Origin of the sequence: Paenibacillus agricola, from assembly GCF_011440305.1 — a bacterium.
Classification (GTDB): Bacteria; Bacillota; Bacilli; order Paenibacillales; family NBRC-103111; genus Paenibacillus_S; species Paenibacillus_S agricola.
In genome coordinates, this window is record NZ_JAAOIW010000013.1 from 84,271 (window position 1) to 100,445 (window position 16,175).

13 protein-coding genes are annotated in these 16,175 nt (G+C 47.3%); all 13 read left to right on the forward strand.

What is annotated here, in order from left to right:
• The first annotated feature begins 83 nt into the window (after nt 1–83).
• Entirely contained in the window at nt 84–977 is an 894-nt protein-coding gene (locus G9U52_RS28175; RefSeq protein ID WP_166154002.1) for an AraC family transcriptional regulator, read from the forward strand.
• A 21-nt stretch (nt 978–998) separates the two neighbouring features.
• Complete coding sequence (locus G9U52_RS28180) at nt 999–2,822, forward strand: cache domain-containing sensor histidine kinase (RefSeq protein WP_166154003.1); 1,824 nt, start codon at nt 999–1,001, stop codon at nt 2,820–2,822.
• Entirely contained in the window at nt 2,819–4,375 is a 1,557-nt protein-coding gene (locus G9U52_RS28185) for a response regulator transcription factor (RefSeq protein ID WP_166154004.1), read from the forward strand. The genes G9U52_RS28180 and G9U52_RS28185 overlap by 4 nt, the downstream gene beginning before the upstream one ends.
• A 159-nt stretch (nt 4,376–4,534) precedes the next feature.
• The gene (locus G9U52_RS28190) at nt 4,535–5,893 is read left to right on the forward strand and encodes an ABC transporter substrate-binding protein (RefSeq protein ID WP_207953258.1); all 1,359 of its coding nucleotides are present in this window, start codon (nt 4,535–4,537) and stop codon (nt 5,891–5,893) included.
• Between the two features lie 136 nt (nt 5,894–6,029).
• Nucleotides 6,030–6,896 (forward strand): carbohydrate ABC transporter permease, encoded by an 867-nt coding sequence (locus G9U52_RS28195; protein WP_166154084.1) that lies wholly within the window; start codon nt 6,030–6,032, stop codon nt 6,894–6,896.
• Complete coding sequence (locus G9U52_RS28200; protein ID WP_166154005.1) at nt 6,893–7,726, forward strand: carbohydrate ABC transporter permease; 834 nt, start codon at nt 6,893–6,895, stop codon at nt 7,724–7,726. Before G9U52_RS28195 ends, G9U52_RS28200 begins: the two co-directional genes overlap by 4 nt.
• Nucleotides 7,727–7,845: 119 nt before the next feature.
• Nucleotides 7,846–8,469 (forward strand): adenylyl-sulfate kinase, encoded by a 624-nt coding sequence (gene cysC / locus G9U52_RS28205; protein WP_166154006.1) that lies wholly within the window; start codon nt 7,846–7,848, stop codon nt 8,467–8,469.
• Nucleotides 8,466–9,899: a sulfatase family protein gene (locus G9U52_RS28210; RefSeq protein WP_166154007.1), complete on the forward strand. Its 1,434-nt coding sequence runs from the start codon at nt 8,466–8,468 to the stop codon at nt 9,897–9,899. Before cysC ends, G9U52_RS28210 begins: the two co-directional genes overlap by 4 nt.
• A gap of 144 nt (nt 9,900–10,043) precedes the next feature.
• Nucleotides 10,044–11,207, forward strand: coding sequence for a Gfo/Idh/MocA family protein (locus G9U52_RS28215; protein ID WP_243767616.1), 1,164 nt, complete (start codon nt 10,044–10,046; stop codon nt 11,205–11,207).
• Between the two features lie 144 nt (nt 11,208–11,351).
• On the forward strand, nt 11,352–12,158 hold the full coding sequence (locus G9U52_RS28220; RefSeq protein ID WP_166154009.1) for a sugar phosphate isomerase/epimerase family protein: 807 nt from the start codon (nt 11,352–11,354) through the stop codon (nt 12,156–12,158).
• A 49-nt stretch (nt 12,159–12,207) separates the two neighbouring features.
• On the forward strand, nt 12,208–13,599 hold the full coding sequence (locus tag G9U52_RS28225) for a sulfatase family protein (protein ID WP_166154010.1): 1,392 nt from the start codon (nt 12,208–12,210) through the stop codon (nt 13,597–13,599).
• A 66-nt stretch (nt 13,600–13,665) separates the two neighbouring features.
• On the forward strand, nt 13,666–14,670 hold the full coding sequence (locus tag G9U52_RS28230; RefSeq protein WP_166154011.1) for a Gfo/Idh/MocA family protein: 1,005 nt from the start codon (nt 13,666–13,668) through the stop codon (nt 14,668–14,670).
• Nucleotides 14,671–14,676: 6 nt separating this feature from the next.
• Complete coding sequence (locus G9U52_RS28235; RefSeq protein ID WP_166154012.1) at nt 14,677–16,071, forward strand: sulfatase family protein; 1,395 nt, start codon at nt 14,677–14,679, stop codon at nt 16,069–16,071.
• The last annotated feature ends 104 nt before the right edge of the window (nt 16,072–16,175 follow it).

Consider the following 16,175-nt stretch of genomic DNA (forward strand, 5'->3'; position numbering starts at 1 on the left):
TATAAGACTGAATAAACTAATCTTGAAGGGCCGTCTGTTTGGAGAACAACCTTACAAAAGGAGTTTTGACAGGAGGTTTTAAATTGGAGAAACAGTTACATAGCAGCCAGTTTATTAAAGAGCAATCATTTCCGTTTTGGATCCAACGTTATTTCCATGACTATGAGCATGTTCCGTTGCTGCACGGCCATGATTTTGTCGAGCTGGTGTATGTTGTCCGCGGCGAGGCCCAGCATGTATTTGAGGGTAGCCACTATGAAATCCGAGCTGGAGACGTGTTTATTATTAATCCGGGCGAAGTTCATACGTACAGCATTAAACCGGGAAAGGAACTAGAAATCATCAATTGCTTGTTTTTGTCGGATCTGATTCAAGGCAATTGGCTGCTCGATTTGGGCATTACACAGTCCATGGATTATTTTTATGTGCACCCGTTCCTGGATAAAAGAGAGCGGTTTCACAGGCGTTTAAATTTAAACGGACAGGATTCATCGCGAACTTTGTTTTTGCTTGAAACGATGATCAACGAATTTGAGAGCAGGCAATCCGGCTGCGAAACATTGATTCGGCTGCAAATGGTTGAGCTGCTTATATGGCTGTCCCGTTCATACCGGCAGGCGGAAGGTCAGTGCGGTAGAGAGCCTGCGCGCATTCAGACCCGGCAATTACTCGTTCGCCGTATTTGCGGTTATTTAGAGCGATGTTATGATAAAAAAGTGTCTATTCCCGTTCTTTGCGGACTGTTTAATATCAGCTCCAGGCAATTAAACAGGATTTTTAAAGAATCGCTGGGCATGACGGTTGTGGATATGGTCCATAAAATACGAATCGAGAGGGCGAAGCATTTACTTGTCGAGACCGATGAGAAGGTCATCACTATCGCAGGCAAGGTTGGATACGAGGATCCGGCTTTCTTCAGCAGACTGTTTCATCGTCAAGTCGGATGCTCCCCCGGTAAATACCGGGAATCCTCTTGATGCAAGGAGAGGACATTTCCAATGCGGCGATGGAATGATCGGATGCTGAAAACCAAAATGTTTATTTCCTTTTCCATTGTGTCCTTGTTTATTGTCGGGATTACTTGCATGATATTTTACTTTACCAATAGAGACGATATTAAAAACCAAACTTTCTCCTTGTCCAAAATCATATCCCGGCAATTTTCCGAAATGATTGATTTGTATATGCATAATATTGAAGAATTATCATTAGCGATATCGATAGACCCCGCTATTCAAGGCAATTTGTTTGATTTCTATAAAGCTTCCAATCCTATTGAAAAAGAAACCGTAGGCTTTAGGCTAAATCCTGTTTTATTTAATTTCTCCTACCCCAAATCATACGTACAAAGTATTTCCATCTACACGTTGGACGGACATTTGTATCAATACTCCAAAATTGATAAACCGAAACCTCCCATTACATTTACAAATGAAGAGCTGCGCAGCTTTACAGAAGTATTCAGCAGCAAACCGTTTATTTTAATACCTTCCTATAAAGAAGAGGCTCCGGAAGAGCAATCCGCAAATGTGGTTTCATTTGTACGAAAAATTACGAAAATCCCTACTCAAACGATCATCGGATTTGTGAGCACTAACATTAATGTAAACGCCTTTAATATGATCCTGACCAATACAAAAGCAAGTGAAATTGAAAATTCGATGCATGTTCTGATTATAAGCGACGAGGGGCAAGTTATTTTTGAAAATGGAAGCCATTTGATGGGGAGCTCGCGGTCCGTCTTTGATGCATCATTATTCAAGAGATCCATTTCTGAAGGGGAATTGAAATGGAAGGATACACAATACCTGTATACATTTGAAAAATCGGGCTATACAGGCTGGAATACGGTTATTCTCATCCCTAAAAACGTCATTTTATTAAAGCAAAAACGGATCCAGGACATAGTCGTTATCGTCGGGATGATCACGATGCTGTTAATTGCAGTGGTTTCCTACATCCTGTCCCATCAAATTATGCTTCCGCTGAATAACATGATGCGTAAGATGTCGCGTGTGGAGCTGGGCGATTTCAATCAAAGGATGGAGTACACAGGGAAGAACGAAATCGGGAGATTAAGCCGAATGTACAATCTCATGCTCGACAGCATTTCCCGCTTAATTCATGAAGTATACGAATCGAAGCTGGCGGAGAAGAACGCCCAGCTTTCAGCGCTCCACGCTCAAATTAATCCCCATTTCCTATTTAACACATTAAATACGATGAAATCGATCAGCCGGTTAAGGGGGATTGAGGAGGTAGCGGAAATATCGGAATCGTTGGCCGGTTTATTTCAATACAGTATGAGAAACCTCCACCAACCCGTAACTCTTCACGATGAGATTGAGCATATCGGCAACTATTTCAAAATACAGCAGCACCGGTTTGGTAACCGGCTGGAGCTGCATTTCGATATTCCCGCGGAGCTGCTGCATGCTTCTATTTTAAAGCTAACCATACAACCGCTTGTTGAGAATGCCGTGAATCATGGTCTTCGCAGGATGAAAGCAGGAGGCTCTATTGCCGTCAGGGCCTTCAGGCATGGTGGAGAACTGACCATTACCGTTACGGACAACGGGGAAGGAATCAATAAGCTCAAATGGACGCACTTACACGATACGCTTGAACACTCAAATGCGTTAAATCACATTCAAGATGTTAAGCACGGCATCGGTCTGTTGAATATCCACCAACGTATTCAATTGTTTTACGGAAAGCAATACGGGTTGAGGCTGTACAGTAAACCAGTCGAAGGAACGACAGTCACATTGGTAATCCCGTTTATCGCAGTTAAACAGGGAGAGGATGAAATCGCGCAATGAACATTTTTTTGGTAGAAGACGAACATTGGGCGTTGGCTGAAATGGTAGAGCTGTTTAAAGCCTACGAGGCGGCTCACAGCGTCTACACCTTTGATAATGGTGACGATGCTTTGTCGGCTGCCAGCAAGGTTCGTCCTCACTTAGTATTGACCGATATCAATATGCCGGGAATTGACGGTTTAGAGTTAATCAAAAAATTAAACCAGTTGGACCCGTCCATTAAGAGCATGATAATAAGCGTCCATGATCGGTTTGAATACGCCCGCCAAGGGATGCATTTTGGTGTTTACGATTATTTGCTTAAACCTGTGAAGAAGGATGCGTTGTTCAAAGCTGTGGATAAAGCGATGCAGCATATTGAGAACGACAGCAAGCAGAGAGAAGAATGGATGAACGGTTCCATTACGCAGATGCTTCTAACCGCGGATATTCCTGAATATGACGTTTTGCGTGCGGTAAACGGACGTTCCTATTGTATGGTGCTGCTCGTACTGGAGCAAGGGAAGGACTTAAACAACTGGAAGGAATTCCGCATCCACTGCAGCCACTTTAAAAAATGCTTTGCCAACAAACTCCTTCCTGAAACTGAGATTCATTGTCTGGACCTTGATTGCCTGCACAGAGTAGTACTGATTCCGTTAAAAGATGTTATGCAGAGTGGCCACGTAACAGAAAATTTGTCTCTCTTGTACCAGCAATTAAAGCAGCTAGAGGCTCCGGTTCATTTAGGATTTGCGGTGAAATCTGGAAAAAATTCATTATATGAAACGTTTGCGAAGCTGAAGCAGACTGTGGAGGAACAAATGACCTTCGGTATGCCATCATTTCTGACCTCCGGGACGAAAAATCAGGATGTGGAGATTGGTAGCGTCTGGGAAAAGGTCAGGGTGATGGAGATCCATTATAAGAAGGGTGAGATCGGAAAGGGTCAAGAAAACTTGCATCAAATACTGGAGGAATTGCGGCAAAAGCAAATAACGAAGCGCCAGCTCAGGCTGTTTATTCGTGATGTGTTGTTTTCATTGAGATATCATTTGCTTCCCGCTAATGCGGGGATGGCGGGCATGAATGATGCCCCAGAGGACGTTGAGGTGCTGAACCGGTTTTCCGGGTATGTTCAATTGTTTGAATGGTTGAACGACCAAATAGTAAGCCTCTATGGCAGACAGGAGCCTATGGATGCGAATCCAAAAAGACTGGTTCCGGTGCTGCTCCAATTGATACACGACCATTACCAAGGGAGCATCTCATTGCAGCAGTTTGCGGCCCATCATCATGTCAGCTTGGGTTATTTGTCACGGATGTTTAAAAGTCAAACCGGCTTAACGTTTTCTGAATATATGGCGGCTTACCGGATCCGAAAGGCTAAGGAGCTTTTGTCCAGCGGCGTGGAACGTTTGCAGGATGTAAGCCATCTTGTCGGTTATGAGGATACGAAGCATTTCAGCCATTTGTTCAAAAAAATAGTTGGGGAAACCCCGATTATGTATGCAAAACGGAATGCAACAAAGCAAGCCAGCATGAAAAACAACGGTGGATCCGAGGGTGAATAAAAGTTGTGCGCTTGCAATAGGAAAAATCGCCCCCTAAAACAAGTGCAAATCGCAGGTGTCCATTAATGGGAGTTACACGTACAATTTATTTAAGCGAAACTGAGACTACGCTTACGATGCAGCTTTCGCTAAAGCGAAAACTCTAAGGAGGATATTGATATGAATCGAGCCAGGGTCTTTACCTTATTTTCTTACGCTGCCTTAATATCAACCTTAATTGCAGGCTGCTCCGGATCCCAGCCTGCTGCGGGCCCCGCTCCGGCCCCGGTCGACAACAAACCGGCTGCGCAAGCACCTGCTCCAAGCAAACCGGCTGAACCGGTGACGCTTACGCTGTTGATTGGCTCAACGGGTACTCCGTATCCTGCTACGCAAGCTGTAGCGGCAGAAGCCGAGAAAAAGCTGAATATCAAAATCAAATTCGATATTAAACCCGACGGTACGGAAGGCGATAACCTAGTCAAGACGCGCTTGGCTACCGGTGAAATGGCGGATATTCTCTATTACAATTCAGGCTCGTTGTTGAGGGCATTGAACCCGGAGGAAAACTTCGTTGATCTGACAAAAGAACCGTTCATGGCTAATCTGCTGGATTCCTACAAGGAGACGGTTACCTCCAACGGTAAAGTATACGGCGTACCCGGCGGCTCGTCTAATGTTGGTGGCATTCTTTATAACAAAAAAGCGTATGCTGAGCTCGGGCTTACTGTACCGAAAACTTGGGCTGAATTCATAGCAAACAGCGATAAAATTAAAGCAGCGGGTAAAACGGCGGTAATCGGCTCCTACAAAACCACATGGACCTCGCAGCTCTTCGTGCTTGCCAATCACTATAACGTTCAGTCCCAAGTCCCCAATTTCGTACAGGATTACACGGCCAATAAAGCGAAATACGCTACCACGCCTGCTGCGCTGCGTGGCTTTGAAATGACAAGCGAGGTGTTTAAAAAAGGGTATTTGAATAAGGACTTTCTCGCTACAACCTATGACGCGGGTCTAAAGATGCTTGCAGAAGGGACTGGGGTGCAATACCCGATGCTGAGCAGTGCTATCGATGCTTTAGCGCAAAATTATCCGGATAAGGTGAATGATATCGGCGTATTCCCGACTCCAAGCGATAACGCAAGCTTAAACGGCTTTACCGTTTGGATGCCTAATTCCTACTACATCAATAAAAAGAGCAAAAACGTAGAAGCAGCCCAAAAATTCATTGACTTCCTAATATCCCCGGAAGGTCAAAAGGCTTACATGTCTAAGAGTAAAGCGAACGGACCTTATGTAGTCAAAGGGATTAAAGTTCCTGACGATACTTATGACGGAATCAAAGAGATGCAGCCGTATTTTGATAACGGCAAAACCTTGCCGGCGCTTGAATTTACTTCTCCGGTTAAAGGGCCGAATCTGGAAAGCATCTTAATTGAGGTCGGAACCGGCCAAAAATCTCCTGCAGATGGCGCTGCTGATTATGACAAGGACGTAAGGAAGCAGGCCCAGCAGCTGAATCTACCGGGCTGGTAAGGTATAGATGATCGACCGGTCCTGCAATGATCTTGCAGGGCCGGTTTAATAGAAGCGTGTTCAAAAAGAGCATCGGCGGAGACAGTCCTCCTCTCCGCAGTGACCAGCTTTTTTGAACATTTAAGGAGAGATCATGATGACATTAGCGCAAAAGAAGATGTATACGTATTTATTTTTGCTGCCTGCCGGCATTATTTACTTCGTGTTCTATTTGCTTCCAACCTTCATGTCTTTCTTTTTCAGCATGACAAGATGGACGCTTACCAAATGGCAATATATCGGATTTGACAACTACATTATGTTTTTCGAGGAGTCGTCCTTACAAATTGGCTTCAAAAACACTTTAATCTTCGCTGTCGTGACCTGCGGATTGAAGGTGATTCTTGCTCTTCTGCTTGCAACTCTACTTACGTCACAAATTTGGTTCAAAGACTATTTTCGCTCCATGGTATTTTTTCCGACATTACTCAGCACGATAGCTGTCGGGATCGCCTTCAGTACGATGATGCACCCCACCCAAGGAGTAATCAATACAGGCCTTGCCGCAATCGGTATTAACGGCCCGGACTGGCTGGGGAACATAAAGCTGGCGCTGTTCTCGGTCGCGTTTGTCGACGTTTGGAAAGGCGTCGGGATTGCCACTGTCATCTATATCGCCGGCATTATGGCCATACCGCAGCATTATTACGAGGCGCTAAAAATCGACGGAGGAAACGCGTTTAAAGGCTTTTGGTACATAACGCTGCCTCTCAGCCGGCCTGCCATGAACTCCGTTATCATCTTGGCGTTCATCGGCGGCTTACGCACGTTCGACTTGATCTGGGCTATGACAAGAGGTGGCCCGGGCTTCTCGACGGACCTTATCGCTTCGATTATTTATAAGCAGTATCAAGCAGGATTTTACGGTCTTGCGACAGCGGGCAACGTTATATTATTCTTCGCCATATCGTTATTGGCGTTTCCTTTATACATGTTCCTGAACAGAAGAGAGGTTGATTTATGAACAGCATGGTACAGAAAACGGTGGTCAGCATTGTCATGCTATTGCTTTCAGCTTTGATCTTCTGGGTGCCCTTTTACTTTGTACTTGTCAATTCCTTCAAGTCGAGCTCGCAAGCGGCTGACATGAATATGCATTGGCCGGATACCTTTCATATCGTTGAGAATTATAAGGCTGTGCTGCTTGCCGCAGACAGTATGTTGATTCGCGCTTTCTACAACAGCACACTTCTAACCGTCTTGTCGGTCACCGGTTTGATTATTGTCAGCTCTTTGGCCGGATTTGTCATGCAGCGCAGGGAGAGAGGGAGAGAAGCCTCGATCATTAATTTTCTCGTGCTTGCCGGACTGATGATTCCGCCAGCAATTGTGCCTACCATATGGGTGCTCAATTCCATCGGCTTGTTCAAAACATTAGCAGGACTTACGTTGGTCGAAATCGCTCTTCATTTTCCGTTTTGTGCCATCTTGTACAAGGCCTTTACGGCAACGATCCCGCGCGACATCGATGAGAGTGCGTTCATTGACGGGTGCGGCGGGTTTAAGCTGTTTACTCATATTGTTTTTCCATTATTAAAGCCCGTTTCGTCCACGATCATCATCATTCAGTCCGTCAGCATTTTCAATGATTTTGTAAATCCGCTTTACTTTTTTCCTGGTTCGGACAATGCAACGGTTCAGTTAACGCTTTACAATTTTATGAGTATGTATCTTTCGTCATGGAATTTACTGTTTGCAGATGTTGTATTGATTTCTATTCCGCCACTCATCTTGTTTATTTTTTTCAACAAAAAGATCGTTGCAGGCATGACTGCAGGCTCGGTAAAAGGGTAATTCCTTACGGGCCGCATTGACCACTAGAATGGCAGAATAGACAATGAACTCCCCTCCGATTCGCTCTAGAATAATTATAGTAAGAAGTAGAATAACGGCTTCTGAAAAGGGGAGAGCAAATGGAGAATAGTGGTAAGGTGCTATGGTTTACCGGTCTATCGGGCTCCGGTAAGACGACGACCGCGGAGCATGTCTACAAGCGGCTTGCGGAGTCGGGGCAGCCTGTGGAATTGCTGGACGGTGACGCCGTACGCTCGGCGATCTGCAAAGGTCTTGGATTTAACCGGGAGGACCGGATTGAAAATATACACCGCATTGCTTATGTCGCTGATCTACTGTCCCGGCACGGTATCGTTGTGCTTGTTTCCGCAATAACACCTTACCGTGAAATGCGGGAGTATCTTAAGAGCCGTGTTACGGGGTATGTCGAAATTTATGTGAATTGTTCGCTTGACGTATGTGAGGCAAGAGATGTGAAGGGCTTATACGCTAAAGCGCGGCGTCAGGAAATTACGATGTTCACAGGGATTTCTGATCCATACGATGAGCCGGAGCAAGCGGACATTGTGCTTGATACGTTTCAGGAATCAGTCGAAACTAATGTGAATCGGATTTTGGAATGGCTTGAGCGGAATGATCGGTACGTCAAGCCGCCGAAAAGCTATGTTGCGGCCGGCAAGGAGACGGACTTGACGGCAGACTCGGTACGCATACGTCATGAACAGAAGGGAGACCGAGGATGAAAGTCATCATGATCTCGCTCGATACGCTGCGTGCCGACCGGCTTGGCTGCTATGGATACGGAAAGCCAACGAGTCCGTACATCGACCGGATAGCCTCCGAAGGTGTACTTATGGAGCGTGCTTATGCAGCCGATATTCCGACAGAGGTTGCACATTCGGCCGTCTTTACCGGAAAAATCGGCCTCTCAACTGGAATCATATCGCATGGCTCGGAGTTGACTTACCTTCCTAAGGCAGAGGAGTGGCTGCCGTCCAAGCTCAAAGCAGCCGGTTTTCTCACCGGCGCTGTTGATAACTTGTATAATCTGAAGGAATGGTTCGCTCGCGGTTACCGTCATTATATGAATAGCTCTGGAAAAAAGCGTTGGATTGACGGAAGAACGGTGAATGATTTGGCGCTGCCGTGGATTCGCGAGCATAAAGACGAAGATTTTTTCTTGTTCCTGCACTATTGGGACGCTCACACACCGTATTTGCCGCCAGATGCTTATATGGAGCCTTTTTATAATAAGGCTAAAGATCCGTATCAACTTAGCAACCCAAGTATGAACCGGGCGTATTCACATCCGGCTTATCCTTTTTTTAAACACCACCATTACCATTTGCTCGGTCCTGTAACAGATGCTGAATATGTAAACGCGCTTTATGATGCGGAAATACGGTATTTGGACGATTTTATTCGCGAGCTGGATGATCACTTGATTAACCTTGGGATACAAGAGGAAACACTGCTGATCCTGTTTGGAGACCATGGGGAAAGTCTTACGGAGCACGATATTTATTGGGATCATTGCGGACTGTACGAGCAAACGGTGCATATTCCGCTCATTATACGGTGGCCCGGGCATATTCCCGCGGCAAAACGGGTTAAAGGCTTCGTACAGCATGCGGATCTGTTCCCTTCGGTTCTCGAAGCGATTGCGAGGGATGCCCCGGCCGGTATTGATGTATCCGCGCTTCAAGCGGCGGGCGGCTTAGACGGACGCAGCTTATGGCCCTCCATTAACGGAGAGTCTGAAGGCACTGTGGATGAGGTGTATTTGAGCGAATGCGCCTGGCAGGCGGCAAGAGCTATCCGGACGGAGCGTTATAAGCTCATTCGGAATTATGATACGGGCCCTTTTACGCGTCCAGACCTTGAATTGTATGATTTGCAGCAGGATCCCGGTGAAAATATCAATTTGGCTGATGAGCTCCCAATGTTAGCAGCGGAAATGGAAGAGCGGCTTACTGGTTTTGTGAGTAGTAAGCTGAGGGGCAGGCCCGATCCTATGATGATTCAAATCCACGAAGCGCAGCTCCCGTTTCGCAAACGGATTGAGTCCATATTGGGTTCTGTCGGATTATCATGGGAATCATGGATTTCAAATCCGCAGCGTGAGCGTTATGATTCCTTGGAACGGGCAGTGCATTCTCCACATAGCAAATAAGGAGGCGAGATGACTGAATCGACCCTGAAGATGTCGCATTCGGCAATGTAACAACGGTAACAGCGGTATATGATGGTGTTGAAATGACAGCGCATTCACAGCAATATGCAACCAGGGGCGGACATAAGCACTACACATTTGAAAATGAAAGGTGGTGCAGTCCCGGCTTGCCCTCAGAAAGCAAGCGACGGGATGGGGATGATGGCCTTGAAAATAGGAATTGTCGGAATGAACGGAATCGGTATGCGCCATGCAGAATGTTATTCTCAGGACCCACTGGCACAAGTGCTCGCAATATGTGATGTCGTAAAGGAAAGGGCCGACAAAGCAGCGGAAAAATACGGCGTTAGAGCCTATTACAGCTTGCAGGAGATGCTTCAGCACGAGCCTGATCTGGATATCGTCGATGTCACTACAGGTGGTATCGATAACGGGAGCTGGCATTTTGAGCCGGCTATGCAGGCAATTGCGGCAGGCAAGCATGTACTCATAGAGAAGCCGCTTGCCAATGATATCCGCGAAGGCAGGGAGTTGGTCCGGTTCGCGGCCGAAAAGAATGTGTATCTGGGCTGCAATCTCAACCATTATTTTACCGCACCTGCAGAAAAAGCCCGGCAGTATATGGATTCAGGAGATATCGGCGAGACGGTGTATTGCTTACATAAAATGGGCTTCAACGGGGGAGAGGAGCTGTATTCGCCGCCAAAATCGCCGAAAGACAAAAATCAGCCTTATTTCCATATGAAGGCGTTCTTGACCCATCCGTTTAGCGTGATGAGATATTTTTGCGGCGATATTACCCATATCCAAACGTTTTCCAGCCAGGCCGGCTTCCGTAAAAGCGCAAGCGATATTATGGTATCGATCAACAGTATTCACGTAAAGTTTGCGAGCGGTGCAGCAGGCTATTTGCTGAGCCAACGCGGTGATGCGACCTATGGGCTGGGCGGCTGGTGGAGCATGGAAGTTGGCGGAACGAAGGGAACCTTTTGCATAGAAAACTGTGTAGAAAAGGTTTCCTACTGGAGAGCGCAAAAGGGGGTCCCCGTTATCGGCGCGCATCCTCAGCCTGAAGTAACAGAATCGGGCGTTACCGAATTTAATACGACGTTCAATAACAGGCTGCATGCCTTTTTGGAGGATATTAGCAACGGAGTGCCAAGAGAGCATATCCGGGCGTCCGGAAGGGATGCGCTGGCCGTTCTGGAGTATACGTTCGCTGTAATCGAATCGTATGAACAAGGCGGGGCCGTAGTCAGACCTCATCCGCTGCCTGCGTTCCACGGCGATCCATTGTCCATGATGTAAAAGTGTAAAAGTATGGTGAATAAGTTCCGCTGCGCAGTCAAATGTCCTTCCAACCGCACTTGTACCCCTATTTTTTTGATTGTATAAAAGAATTTTATAAATAATGCGGCAGTAGCTGCCGGATAAAGGGAGAGTGTGTTTTCAATGATAAAGCTTGGTGTCAATTCGGTGCTTTTCAAGGAATTTGACTTCGCTACCGCTGCCCGTCAAATTGCTCTCAGCGGTTATGATGGTGTGGAAATTTCCGCTATTCAAGGCATGTGCGAGCATTTGGAGCTTACCCGTTGGAAGGAACAGGCGGCTGAGCTAAGGTCGGTCGTCCAAGACAACGGCTTGAGTTTTCTTTCAATGGAATTTGGCGGAGTCAAAGAGGAGCAGCGTTTGCTGACGGCATTCGAGGCGGCGGCAGAAATTGGCATTCCGATTGTGAACATCGGTCCAGGAGGCAAAACCGGTGTTGAAGAGGATGTTCAACGTTCGATCGACATGCTGCTCAGAATGTCAGAAAAGGCTGAAGAGCTGGGTATTACACTGTGTGTGAAAGCCCATATTGGGCAAGCGATTCATGACACGCCGACAACCCTGCGGGCGATGTCGGAGGTTTCCTCGGCGGCGTTTGGTATCGATATGGACCCAAGCCATATCTTCCGCGCCAATGAGAATCCGGAGGAGGCGCTGCCGGCCGTCATCAGCCGCGTAAAGCATGTCCATATCCGTGACTGCAAAGGGCGTGAGCAAGGACCGGGACCGATTGAGCTGCAGGCTTGCGGACGCGGCGATATCAACTTGTATGCTTACTGTAAAGCGATGGCGGACAACAATTATGACGGGCCTGTTGTGCTGGAAGTGATCGGAGCGAAGCCGGATCACTCGCTTGCCCAAATCTCAATAGTAGCCGCAGAAACGTACGGTTACTTGAACGCTTGCCTGAAGCAGCTTGGCGCCCGTTAAACGCAGCAACTCATCGAACAACTTACAGACTAAAGGAGAGTGTACTTAAATGCCTGCTTCCCAAAAGACGCCCAACCTAATCGTATTCGGAATTGACAGCCTGCGCCGGGACCGGATGAGCTGTTACGGCTACGGCAAGCTGACGACTCCGCATATGGATAAGCTGGCTAGTGAAGGTGTGTTGTTCGAACAGCACTTCAGCCCGAGCATTCCGACCACGCCGGCCTATGCGAGCATGCTGACAGGCAAAGACTGCTTCGGTACGGACGTAGTCGCGCTGCGGCATAAAGGCGCGGTAGGTGCAAAGACGCTTGCAGAGGTGCTGGGCGGTATCGGCTATAACACGACATGTGTCGGATTTACCGGAAATCCGTCTTCGCGCGGTTTTGACAGCTACTTGGATTATGAAGCATGGGTACCGGACGAATCCGGTAAATGTCCGAAAGCGGAAAATCTGAATGAAGTCGCGATACCGGAGCTGCACAGGCTGGCAAATGACGACAAGCCGTTTTTCTTGTTTTTGCGGCATATGGATCCACATTCACCCTATTTACCCCCAAAGCCGTATGAGCGTATATTCTACGGGGGCGAAGAATGCGATCCGTCCAACCGCTCCATGGAGCCGGTCTATAACTTTAAACCGTTTGCCGATTTCCTCAAATCGTGGATTCCCGAGGGCGTTACGGACCAAGAATATGTGAGCGCCCAATACGACGGTGCAGTCGCCTACATGGACGCATGCATTCAAAACTTGCTGCAGACTGTCGATTCCTTGGGACTGGCTGAGGATACGTTAATCGTAGTGACATCAGACCATGGCGAAACGCTATACGAGCACAATTGCTTCTTTGATCATCATGGTCTATACGATTGCACACTGGTCGTACCGCTAATTATCAAGTTCCCGGGTAAAGTGCCAGCCAGACACCGGGTATCCGACATCTCTGTAATTAGCGATATTATGCCGACTGTTCTCGAATTGATGGGAGTAGAGGAGCAGCTGGAGCCGGACGGTCAGAGCCTCGTACCGTTCATAACCGGCAAATCTGATCATAGGGTTAGTGAATTTTACATTACGGAATGCACTTGGATGCGGAAACACGGATGGCGTACGCCTCATTGGAAGCTCATCCGTGCGTTGGAGCCGGATTTCCATTTCAAGCCGGAGATTGAGCTTTACAATTTGATTGAGGATCCGCAAGAAAACAACAATGTTGCCGAAAAAGAGCCGGGAATCGTTGAGCTGCTTACAGCAAGAATGGAAGCGTACATTCTTAACCGTGAGGAGCAAACAGGCAGGACTAATCCGATGTATACGAATCTTGGATGGCATGGGAAAGGTGACGCTCCCTTTACTTCATCGCAGCAGGCTTATGAAACTTTGCATATTGGCGATGCGCGTGTTGCCAGGTCCCTTCAGGCCAAACAACTGAATAAGTAGATTTCTTGCCGCGCCGCACAACAGCGGTGCGGCATTCTTTTCTTACACAAGATAGGAGGAAAACCCATGATTCGCATAGCAGTCGTCGGAGTCAATAACATAGGGAAAACCCACTGCCGATATTACAGTGAGCATCCAGATACCGAGCTAATCGCCGTCTGTGATTGGATGGAGGATCGCGCCAAGGAAGCTTCACTCCTCTATGGTGCAAAGGCCTACTCCGATCTTAGAACGTTGTTAGACCAAGAGGAGATTGATATGGTATGTGTCGCCACAGGTGGGGAAGAGAAGGGCAGCCATCACTTCGAGCCTGTCATGATAGCCATCGAAGCCGGAAAGGATGTGTTGGTCGAGAAACCGATCTCTAACCGGATCGAAGAAGCAAGAGAGATGGTGAAAGCGGCAGCTGATAAAGGAATCCGCTTTGGCTGCAATTTGAACCACCGTTTTACTCCTGCAGCAAAGAAGGGGAAGGACTTGATTGAACAACATCTTCTTGGCACTCCACTGTTTATGAATATGAGACTGACGATTGATAACAAAGCAGACTTAACCGAATGGTTTCACATGCGCGCACTTCATCCTCACTCTATCGATGTGATGCGCTATTTTTTCGGTGATGTTAAGCGGGTTCAAGCGTTTATGAACAAAGCGCCGGGCCGCAAGACATGGTCGACAGCCAGCATCAATCTGGAGTTTGCCAACGGGGCAGTTGGCCACTTAACCGGCAGCTATGATATGTCCATGCTGCATCCGATAGAGTGGTGCGAGGCAGCTGGTACAGAAGGTCGGTTCGTGATCGAAAATGTGTACGAAAGCATCACCTATTATCCACACAAAAGCAGTGAAACGACGGTGATGCGAAACTCGATCATGCGGGGAATGCAAGGCTTTAACGACACGTTCCGCAACCGGATTGAACGCTTCATCGAGCAAATTAAACAAAATGCTTCACCTTCAGAAATCGAAGGCTCCGGATTGGAGGCATTAGCCGCGCAGGAGGTCATAGAAGCCGCTATATGGTCCCAACAGTCCGGCGGTCAAGTAGTTGACGTTCCGGTAAGGGGGTAAGCACCGGTGAAACCGCCAAACATTTTGTTTATTATGCTTGACCAACTCCGTTATGATTGCATTGGCTTCAGCGGAGTGTATCCTGTACTGACCCCGAATATCGACCGATTGGCCTCGGAGGGGGTGTGGTTTTCGAACGCTTTTACACCAATTCCGATATGTGGCCCCTCCAGGCAAGCCTTAATTAACGGGCGGAGGCCCGAAACGTTCGGAGCACTGTGGAACTTTAAAAACGGGCTGGGTATTCCGGCTTTGGAGCCTACTGAATATGCTTGGCCGAGAGAGCTAAACAAGCTTTCCTATAAAAAAGCGTTCCTCGGTAAATGGGATGTTCATCCTGAGTGGACCCCCAAAGAATACGGTTATGATTCCTATACCGGATTTGACCCTTACAAGAAAATGATAGCGCAAGCTTATCCGGATGTCCGGTACGAAGCCGGTTTTTTTGGAGAGCGAAATCCAATTCCTGTGGAGCATTCACAAACCCATTGGTTAGCCAACCAAGCCTGTGCTTCGATCCGGGAGCTGGAGGATGGGGACGATCCGTGGTACATTCAGCTTAATTTCACTGAGCCTCATCTTCCGTGCAGACCGTCCGAAAAGTTTGCTGATATGTACCGCCCCGAGGACATACCGGTTTGGGGAGGTTTTAACGAAACATTTACCAATAAACCTTATATTCAAAAGCAGCAGCTGCATAATTGGCAAATTCAAGATTACACTTGGGAGGAATGGGCCCCAATCGTCGCCCGTTATTACGGAATGATTAGTCAAGCTGACGATGCGATTGGACAGGTGCTGCACATGCTTGAACAAACCGGAGCCGTGGACAACACGATGGTTATCCTCACTTCCGACCATGGTGATATGTGCGGTTCCCACCGGATGATGGATAAGCACTATATTTTATATGATGATGTTGTAAAGGTTCCTTTAATTGTGAAATACCCCGGAATGGCGAGGCAGGGACAACAGTGCGCTAAGTTCGTTTATAATATGCTGGATTTGCCGCCGACTCTTTTGGAGCTCCTGCAGCTGCCGGTTCCTTCTTTTTTTCATGGAAAATCACTAATTCCCCTACTTGACCATGAACCTGAATCCGTTTCGGATTGGCGAACAGAGGCAATTTCCACCTATAACGGACAGCAGTTCGGTTTGTATACGCAAAGAATGATCCGTACCAGTAAATGGAAATATATTTGGAATACGACGGATATAGATGAGTTATATCATTTGGAGCAAGATCCGTACGAGTTGACTAATCTTATTTATGACCCAAGCTGCACGGAGCTAATTAAGGAATACAGACGTTTGTTGTACCATCGATTATTGGAGGAAGGTGACGGATTGGTTCAAAATGAATGGATGAGGAACCAGCTGCTGCAGAGTAATAAACTGTAGTTTAAAGGAAACCATGGGTCCGCGTAGATAGATGTCAACGTTAGAATGAGTGGGTGAGCTTCGAAGAAGTGGTATCGAATGGAGAGCCATGGAGAGCGAGCAAG

Excerpts from the sequence above, each read along its gene's own strand:
- G9U52_RS28180 (WP_166154003.1), top strand. The coding sequence starts at position 999 with ATGCGGCGATGGAATGATCGGATGCTGAAAACCAAAATGTTTATTTCC.
- G9U52_RS28185 (WP_166154004.1), top strand. The coding sequence starts at position 2,819 with ATGAACATTTTTTTGGTAGAAGACGAACATTGGGCGTTGGCTGAAATG.
- G9U52_RS28190 (WP_207953258.1), top strand. The coding sequence starts at position 4,535 with ATGAATCGAGCCAGGGTCTTTACCTTATTTTCTTACGCTGCCTTAATA.
- G9U52_RS28195 (WP_166154084.1), top strand. The coding sequence starts at position 6,030 with ATGACATTAGCGCAAAAGAAGATGTATACGTATTTATTTTTGCTGCCT.
- G9U52_RS28200 (WP_166154005.1), top strand. The coding sequence starts at position 6,893 with ATGAACAGCATGGTACAGAAAACGGTGGTCAGCATTGTCATGCTATTG.
- cysC (WP_166154006.1), top strand. The coding sequence starts at position 7,846 with ATGGAGAATAGTGGTAAGGTGCTATGGTTTACCGGTCTATCGGGCTCC.
- G9U52_RS28210 (WP_166154007.1), top strand. The coding sequence starts at position 8,466 with ATGAAAGTCATCATGATCTCGCTCGATACGCTGCGTGCCGACCGGCTT.
- G9U52_RS28215 (WP_243767616.1), top strand. The coding sequence starts at position 10,044 with ATGAAAGGTGGTGCAGTCCCGGCTTGCCCTCAGAAAGCAAGCGACGGG.
- G9U52_RS28220 (WP_166154009.1), top strand. The coding sequence starts at position 11,352 with ATGATAAAGCTTGGTGTCAATTCGGTGCTTTTCAAGGAATTTGACTTC.
- G9U52_RS28225 (WP_166154010.1), top strand. The coding sequence starts at position 12,208 with ATGCCTGCTTCCCAAAAGACGCCCAACCTAATCGTATTCGGAATTGAC.
- G9U52_RS28230 (WP_166154011.1), top strand. The coding sequence starts at position 13,666 with ATGATTCGCATAGCAGTCGTCGGAGTCAATAACATAGGGAAAACCCAC.